Annotated in this window: 9 protein-coding genes and 1 pseudogene; 6 read left to right on the top strand and 4 right to left on the bottom strand. The window is 63.4% G+C overall.

What is annotated here, in order from left to right:
* Nucleotides 1-123: 123 nt before the first annotated feature.
* Nucleotides 124-513 (top strand): annotated as a pseudogene (locus ACTWP6_RS29325) (ExeA family protein); the annotation flags it as partial.
* Between the two features lie 141 nt (nucleotides 514-654).
* Here ACTWP6_RS29325 and ACTWP6_RS29320 read toward each other — a convergent pair.
* From ACTWP6_RS29320 to ACTWP6_RS29305, 4 genes are read right to left on the bottom strand one after another with little or no spacing between them, the layout of a single operon-like run.
* Nucleotides 655-1,206, bottom strand: a complete 552-nt coding sequence (locus ACTWP6_RS29320; RefSeq protein ID WP_443189516.1) for a hypothetical protein — start codon at nucleotides 1,204-1,206, stop codon at nucleotides 655-657.
* Nucleotides 1,207-1,253: 47 nt separating this feature from the next.
* A complete protein-coding gene (locus tag ACTWP6_RS29315) occupies nucleotides 1,254-1,607 on the bottom strand; it encodes a hypothetical protein (protein WP_036464300.1) in 354 nt (117 codons plus the stop codon).
* Entirely contained in the window at nucleotides 1,608-1,919 is a 312-nt protein-coding gene (locus tag ACTWP6_RS29310) for a hypothetical protein (protein WP_443189515.1), read from the bottom strand.
* 41 nt (nucleotides 1,920-1,960) lie between these two features.
* Nucleotides 1,961-3,136, bottom strand: coding sequence for a hypothetical protein (locus tag ACTWP6_RS29305; protein ID WP_443189514.1), 1,176 nt, complete (start codon nucleotides 3,134-3,136; stop codon nucleotides 1,961-1,963).
* Between the two features lie 527 nt (nucleotides 3,137-3,663).
* On the opposite strand from ACTWP6_RS29305, the gene ACTWP6_RS29300 reads away from it, so the two are divergent.
* The 5 genes from ACTWP6_RS29300 (at nucleotide 3,664) to ACTWP6_RS29280 (ending at nucleotide 7,308) form a co-directional block, all read left to right on the top strand.
* Nucleotides 3,664-3,948 carry a hypothetical protein gene (locus tag ACTWP6_RS29300; protein WP_443189513.1) on the top strand — a complete coding sequence of 95 codons (285 nt, stop codon included), beginning with the start codon at nucleotides 3,664-3,666 and terminating at the stop codon, nucleotides 3,946-3,948.
* Nucleotides 3,949-4,146: 198 nt separating this feature from the next.
* Nucleotides 4,147-5,445, top strand: a complete 1,299-nt coding sequence (locus ACTWP6_RS29295; RefSeq protein ID WP_443189512.1) for a hypothetical protein — start codon at nucleotides 4,147-4,149, stop codon at nucleotides 5,443-5,445.
* A gap of 790 nt (nucleotides 5,446-6,235) precedes the next feature.
* The gene (locus ACTWP6_RS29290) at nucleotides 6,236-6,472 is read left to right on the top strand and encodes a hypothetical protein (RefSeq protein ID WP_443189511.1); all 237 of its coding nucleotides are present in this window, start codon (nucleotides 6,236-6,238) and stop codon (nucleotides 6,470-6,472) included.
* 51 nt (nucleotides 6,473-6,523) lie between these two features.
* The gene (locus ACTWP6_RS29285; protein ID WP_235065343.1) at nucleotides 6,524-6,766 is read left to right on the top strand and encodes a VOC family protein; all 243 of its coding nucleotides are present in this window, start codon (nucleotides 6,524-6,526) and stop codon (nucleotides 6,764-6,766) included.
* Between the two features lie 5 nt (nucleotides 6,767-6,771).
* On the top strand, nucleotides 6,772-7,308 hold the full coding sequence (locus tag ACTWP6_RS29280) for a DUF6308 family protein (protein WP_443189510.1): 537 nt from the start codon (nucleotides 6,772-6,774) through the stop codon (nucleotides 7,306-7,308).
* Nucleotides 7,309-7,917: the final 609 nt, after the last annotated feature.

Raw genomic sequence — 7,917 nt, 5'->3', positions numbered from 1 at the left:
AGGAAAGCCCGCCCCACCCGGCGACACGGGACAGCACCTCTACGCCACCACACGAAAACCACTACCCAACAACACAACTCGGCATCACACCGAACCCACACCAATTACCACGCAAAATCCGGGCTAGAAGCGATCCGGCTGCTGACCAACCACGACATGGACTCCGGATCCCCATTCGCCGTCGTACTCGTCGGCCAACCCACCCTGCGCCACCGGCTACGTCTCGGAGTCCTGGCCGCCCTGGACCAGCGCATCGCAGTGCGCTACACCCTGCCCGGCATGACACCAGACGACACCGCCGACTACATCAACCACCACACCAAAATCGCCGGCCGCTCCGACGTCCTATTCGCCGACGACGCGATCACCTTGATCCACAATGCCTCGCGCGGGCACCCCCGCGCGGTCAACAACCTCGCCCTGCACGCCCTGACCGCCGCGTTCGCCGCCGGTCACTCCATCGTCGGAGAGAAAGCCGCACGCATCGCCATCAGCGAAACAGCAACCGACTGAACCCAAGTCGCTTCACCGCGACGAACACCACGTCACCACGACGACGACCCCGTCACGACGACGACCACGGCCCCGCTCACCACACCGAGCGGGGCCGTTCCCATCGGCCACTCGTCACCAAACTCGATGATGCCCATATCCTCATCCACAGCGACGGGCAACAGGCTGGCGAATCGAACCGGTGTAGTCCAGATCATTGGCCCGGAATAGATCCGCTAACAGCGATTCCAGTTCGTAGCCGCGGGTTTGACGTTCGCCGATGGTGCGTGGCTGCTGTGCAGAAAGCGTCGCGAACCGACTGAACAACCGCTGCATTTCCTGCTGCTGTTCCCCGATTTGCTTCTGCCGCTTACTTTCCCGGGCACGGCGTTCGTTGATGGCCGCTTGTTCGGAATCGACGATGATGCCCTCGTGAGACACCACCTGCTTGAGGGTCGCCAAGGCGGCTTTGCCGGCTGCGGTGTCCTCGACGCCGTTGGCTGGGCGCGTCATTCCGCAGAGCTGCACCACGATTTTGCGTTGCACTGCCCAGCCCGCCGAGCCGAGTTCGTGCAGTTCGTCGAGCACACTGCGGGCGATCTTGACCTTCGAAATCTCGGGGTGGTCGTAGCGGTTGTACACCGCCGCCGGGACACCCGCGGTCAGCATCAATGATTTCAGATCGTCGCGGTAGTAGAACGCGGTCCGACACACGGTGAGCACCTCGGCGCGTACCGCCGCCGACAGCGGCTGGGCTGCGCTCACTCGGTGTCCTTCGGGTGGCCAGGACCGGCATGACGTAACCACAAGGTGCCGTTCTCGGTATCGACTAAGTACCAGATACGACCGGCCCCGGTGACCTCGTACTGCCATTGCTCCATGTCGACCCCGCGGTGTGCAGCACTGGCCAGTCGGCCCTTCAAACGATGATGCCTGCTGGTCGGCGCCAATTGCTGGGGCCTCCTCCGCAGTTCACCCCACGCTATCGCCGTATTGGCAGCAGCTTGCTGGCAGAGCGCATCCCAACCTTTTGCCGCCTCACTGGTGGCAAACCGCAATTCCCATTCGCCGCTGCCTGCAGGCGGCGCGACGCGATCTCCGCGTTTGGCCGCCACCTACCCCCGGGCCCCCGGCTCAGGCACTGCACCGAAGTCGCCGTCGCTGGATCCCGACAGGACGGCAGCCAACTCGGGATCGGCCAATACCTCGGCGGTATGGCGCCAGGCATCGATCACCTGGGCAACCGGCGCCGGGTTGTCGATGGAGTCCGCCGCCTTCATCGTCGAGACCAAATCCACGACGAACTCGCGCACTTCCTCACGAGACAGAAACGCCACCCATGGAAACACCTGGGGCACGACGTCGGTCACCAAATCCCGCACGTGCGGATCGTGCTGCATCAACGCAACAAACAACCGTGAGGTCACCGACGATGCCTCACGAGCTTGCCGCGCTCTCGATGCGGTGGTTAACACCAGATCTTCGGCATCCCGACGCCGCACCACCAGAGCGCGGTTGACCGACTTCTGCAGCCACGCTTCGACCGTGGCCTTACCGCGCAGCTGCAGCTCGGAAAAAGACACCACATCCATACATCTAAACTACTTCTAAAGTGCCGATGTGTCGAGATGGCTCTTGCTTCAGAACGGATACGGGCACACCAGGTCGGCGAGCTTGTCGAGCACGTCGCTTTCCTGCGCAGGTCGCTGCGATTTTTTCCGCGGATGGACTCGGCGGTTTCGAACGCCGCGGCATCCCACGCAGGAAGGGTCCAGCCTTGTCGAGTCGCGGCGATTCTCTGGACCCAATCCGCCAAGTCGGCAGAGCAGTCCCCCACGGGGTCGAGGATGGCCAACGCCTCACGGGCGGAGACGGGCGTGAATGTGACGTTGCCTTCGGCGTCGAACCAGAGTCCGTAGGCGACACCGAGGCGGTAGTCGCGGGGCCAGATGGCCAGATCGTCGGAATTCAGGCATGGCTCCACCCCGTCCCAGTGCACGACGAAGGTGCCACTTGCTGCGCGCTGACCGACCGCGACCCCGATCGCGCGTTGGTGTTGGGCGCTCAACGTGGGCAGATTCGCAGAGACGAGTCGGCGCTCAAGCTCACCGGACCTGAAGATCGCTCGGGGACTGCCGTTCAGGTCGTCGATCAGGGAGTCCGGCCGGCCCTCGGTGAAGTATCCGAGGCGCCGTAGCGCCCACCGCGCCCACAGCAGGCCCCCGTCGAGCGCCAACCGCACCATCTCGTCGGTAAGGACGGGGGTACGGGCACGACCGTGCCCGCCGCCGAACTGATTGCGGATGTCGCCGAGGTTCTGGGCGATCTTGCCCGCCTGCGTTGCCATGTTGCCGAACACCGTCTGATTCGCCAACTCGTCGCCGGGCTGCCCTTTGAGGGTTGAGTTTGCCTGCGCAACAATAGAACTGAAGCTAGCGTTGGGGTCCGCGGGTGTGCCGTTGACGTCGAGTACGATGCGGGCGATGCTTTCCACCACACACTTGATGTCCGCGAGTGCCTGGGAGCCATCGTTGGATTGCAGCGAACGTTGCAGTCGGTCAGCCTCTGCATTGACAGCTGCCCAATGGTGCTCCCGAATATAGAGCGGGCGCGGCAGCCGTACGTCGATGTCCTCGCCGGTCACAACAGGTAATCGTATGTTCAGGGCCCGGCTGGCGGCTGCTTGGCCCAGCCGGCGATCATGGCGCCGAGGTGCTGCAGGTTCTGAGTGCGCATGATCGGTGCCGACGCGTTGAGATCGAAGCCCTGGTGGGCATGGTGGTGCGCCAGAGACTGTCGTCGGCGACGTGAGCGCCCATGTGCTTGTCGAGGTGCTGAAACAGCGCCTGGACCCGCTGGCGTAAGCCTCGCCGGCGTCCTCTCCGGGCAAGTGCAGCTTACGGTGATCTGGGGATAGTAGCCGGGGGGTGAACTGGTCGCGCTTGCCCGGCGCGGAAAAGTTGTTTGTCACGGTGAGCTCGGTGACGATCACCGTGACCTCGGCGGCGCACTTCCTGACGCCGGGGTGCCGCCGCGAACGGCTTGAGGCCGCCAACGCGGTCAATGGCCCAGGCGGTCCGATCGAGCCTGGTCTACCCCTTGGGGCGCGGTGTCGAGGCGCTCCTCGTCCGCCTCGCACACCTGTCACCGCTGCAGGCGAGACTGGCGCGCGTGACGGACACCGAACCGCAGTGGCGGCATATCTGCGAAGTATGCGGGGTTGAGGAGATCCTGACCCCGAGCGTTGCGTTTGAACTCGGATGGGACTACCCACCGCGCATGGGCAAGTTCGGCGTCGTCAGCCCCCGATGTTGCCCTCGATGTCCGAACGTGAGAACGGTGTGGTGGGCTCTTGTGATCGATGGCTATACCGAGGACATGCTGACCGAAGCGCAGCAGGAGACTGTAAGACGGATCGCCGGCGAGCCCGAATCGATTGCGTTGTCCGACAACTAGTTTGGCATCGTTCGGTAACAGCCACCCTCGGTGAACTCGAAACATCCGCCGCACTCTGCCGGATGCGGCTGGGCAAACGGGGCGGGCTCGCCGCTTCGGCGTTGCCGAGGGCCCATTCGAGGTGGTGCGAGGTGGGCTGCGAGTCAATATGTGGCGGTCGTCCCGGGGGTCATCTCACGCAGCGTTTACTGTCAGGCGGTGGACCAGCACCTGAGCATTTTCCGGCCCTACGATCGTGATCCCAAACATGAGGATCAACTCACCAGGGCCGCATTGATCGTGATGCGGCTGGTCCCCCTATGCCAAGAGGCGTTTCTCGGCTTGGCCGACTGTCCGAGGCTTTCGGCGCTCCCGCGCCCTCGATTCGATATGCAGACCGAATCGCTCGTTGCGCTTGACATCGAAGTGGAAGACCCCACGGTTGACGAGTTGGTCAGTGTCTTCCTCGGTCCGCACGAAGACCTCGTCGCCGGAACCGACGAACTCAACGTGGCTTCGGAACGACGTGCTCGTTATGACGGCGTGATCCAGTACGGCACCGCATTGGTGGTCGTCATCGAGAGCAAGCTGTACGCCAGCGCCAGCGAGCAGCAGGCTCTGGAGATCAACACGAAACAACTTGGTCATCAAGCGAAACGATGGGTTCCGGTGCGGTGGCAGGACTTGCTCGACCGGTGGTGGAACCTTGTCGAGCTCGGTGTGCTGGGTCCGGCAGAGGCTGCGGTCCTCAATGATTTTTTCGATAACGCCGAGATGAATTTTGGGGACCTATTGCCCTACACCGATCTAGAACGCTGCGGCGACCATTCAGGCCGCCAACTGCGCCGTCTCCGCACGATCCTTGAGACGGCGACCGGGTTCACTGCCGAGGTTCGCGATGTCGGCGGGCATGCGGGTGTGAAGTTTCCACAGGATCAGGTCGTGGCCTTCGATCGGGTCAGTCTCTACATCGAAGGCGATAACGTCGTGCTCAGCGCCTGGCCGGCCGAGCTCGCTCCCCAGTACAAGCGCGTATATGCCCATCCCGATCGCGCCGAAGCGCTGATTGCGCTGACCGAGGAGCCTGGCTGGCATGTCCAAGGCAACTTTCACCTCGCCTTCTGGCGCTCCAGCGGTCCGCAGCGCTGGTATCCCACGCGGCGGCTGCCTGGCTCCACCTATGTGCGCCAATGGGTTGACGACTTCTCCGACGGCCGAGCCGGCCGACGACCGCGAAAAGAACTCAACGACAGTCTGTTCCGTGGATGGCTCATCCAGCGCGGATACGCAGCCGACGCCGAGATGGGCAGCCTCGACGAGTGGTCCGACCGACTGCCCATGGAGAAGTTCGATGTCCGTCCGAGCATTCAGGTCACTCGGTCCTGGCAGTACACCGACGCCGTTACACGCGACCGCACCGGACAACTCACCGCTGAAGTGCGCGACGCAATCAACCGCCTGCTGTCTGCGTTGGACGAACCTCAACTGCACGACCTCACTCAGTCATACGCAGACTGAGGCCGAAAGCGGCAGCCGGTGGGGATGCAGCGGAGGACGCGCGGGTAGCGCCCGCGGCGTATCCCAGACGGGTGGGGTCGCCCGCTGTGGGTCGACGCCGGCTGGCACCCCCTCGTGATCACCATCGACGCAGAGCTGGCCCGGCTCGACCCCCAATATTGGGTGCACCAGATCAAGGAGAAGTTCGGCACCCTGCGTTACTAGTGCCAGGCGAGCGGCGACGATCCCGATTCTCAGCTACTCGACGCCATGGACGCCATCACCGACGACGCCGAAGGCGCCTCCGCCACCGTCTGCGAACGATGTGGCCAACTCGGCACACTGCACCAGAGCCGTCACGTCCGGGTCAAAACCCTCTGCACCACGTGCGCCAACCAGCTCGGGCATACCCCCCACCCCTCCAGCGGTGACGCGAACGACGCGACGTGAGGCTTGTGGCTCCCGCCGCGGCGACTGCGCAGGCCCGACCGACATGTGGGCAAAACCCCTTCGTCAGACTTGTTTGCCAGCGGTACCGTCAACTTTCCCTACTGATTCACAGAGGTGTGTTGTGGCACAACGAACACCGAAAAAGGTGGTCGTGTCGGACGGGGCCCTTCGGAACGCTGGCCGCCGAGCCACGAAAGCCTCGGCCAAGCTGGCAGGCAGGGTAGTTCCGGCCGACCATCGTCGTAGTGCAGCAGTCACGGCATATCTCGCAAGGCAGCAACCGCGCCAAAGCTGAGCTCGGAGATCTGTCGGTCCTGGCCGGCACGGTGCCCGATGCGGTCACTGGGGAAACGAGGCGCCGATGCGGGATGACTGGAGCGCCGCACGACGGTTGGTGTCGGCATTTCATTGCGGTGCTGTGGACAACTTCGTCGCCGTCGTCGACGAGATAGACACTGCTGGACGGTGGAAAGCGGTGGCGCTGGCATTAGTGGGCGAGGTGGCTGCGATCGCCAACCATGTACGCGGATCAGCAGCCCAAGATTTCCTGGACCAGCGATTGGCAGCTGCGCTTGACCGCGATCGGCAGACAGGGTGAACCCTAAAGTGAAACCCCGGTGATATCGGATCGAGTGGCTCAGCGTCGCCCGTGGCCGTTGATCTTCGTGAACTGACGCTGTTCGTCAGCGACGTCGATGCGGCCGCACGCTTCTACGAAGCGATCGGATTGGCGTTGTACTGCATCGAGGAGCCGGAACATCCACGCCATTACGACGGCGAACTGGGGCTGCAGCTGTGGCCGGCGACCGCGCGGCGCCCAGTCAGCTATCTGCAACTCGGCTGCGTGGTCGAGGATATTTCGGCCACCGTTACGCGGCTCGACGCCGTCTGAGCGTCGTGGACCTGCGACCTGCCGAACTTCGTGCGCACCTCGGACCCAGCGATCCCAATTCGATTGGACCAGCGGACTTCGCCGCCGCCTCGATGCTCAGCGTGAACATCCCTGCCCAAGCGGCGATCCGCCTCCTGAGCCGCGACGCCAACGAGATCACCGCTCTGCTGCACCAAATCCCGGTGGACGTCGACATCATCACCATCGACCCCAACGACCTTGTGCCCGGTGGGCCTGCCAGCCTGCTGTGGCAATTGCTCCGCCGAGGCAACGACGGAATGGGCAGAACCCGGACCAGCAAGCTCATCGCAGCCAAACGTCCACGGCTTATACCCATCTGGGACAGCTTCGTCGAGCAGGCCACCGGACTGGACACCTCTGACTACTGGCGACAGTTCCAAGCGGTCCTCGCCGCCGACGATCGCGCGATATGGACCTGGTTGCCTCAGATCCGCAGCGCTGTCCCGAATGTGCCTGCTGCGGTGTCGAATCTGCGGATCCTTGACGTGCTGCTGTGGATGACGGTCGATCAGCAGCGGTGATGATTGTGCGACGCTAACGGGGACTGAGGGGCGACGCGCCTAGGCCAGGGCGGTTCTCCGCGGAAAACCGTTGGCACGCCACCCTACTGGCCACAGTGTGATGTACAACACATTATGTCGGCGGTGCTGGGATCTGATATCTTCGGGTCCCGCTTCTGCTGCGGCGAGCAGTGTTGCATTTCGTAACCGGCATCTTTCGACTCCGCTGCACGTCAGCCTGCTGCCGACATTACCTTTGGTGGAAACCTTTCCTGCAGAGGGAAATTGGCGGGTGCCGCTTTGAGTTCAGGATGCGCCGGATGCCCAGACACGCGCAGATGCTGGCTACCGCGATTATCGCAAGTACCGGTTTAACTTCAGGCCGTGCCGGTGCTCTACCGGCAATCGAGCGGAGGCGGGCAATGGACAGACCACCCACCAGGGTGCGGGAGCGGGTCCGGGTCGAGTTGCGGCTGCCACCCCATGTGGCCCAGATGATCTACGTGAACCGTCCCGGGTTTCATGCACCCTCAGGTTTCTGTGATCCGGCCGGTCTACCGGTCACGAGTTGGGAATAGTAGCGGGCTTCGGCTTCGGCCGGCGGAATGCGTCCGAGGCGGTGCATCAGGC

It is taken from the genome of Mycobacterium sp. 4D054 (assembly GCF_052245755.1).
Lineage (GTDB): Bacteria > Actinomycetota > Actinomycetes > Mycobacteriales > Mycobacteriaceae > Mycobacterium.
Note: the sequence above shows the minus strand (reverse complement) of the source record. Positions and strands in the feature narration are given on the sequence as shown.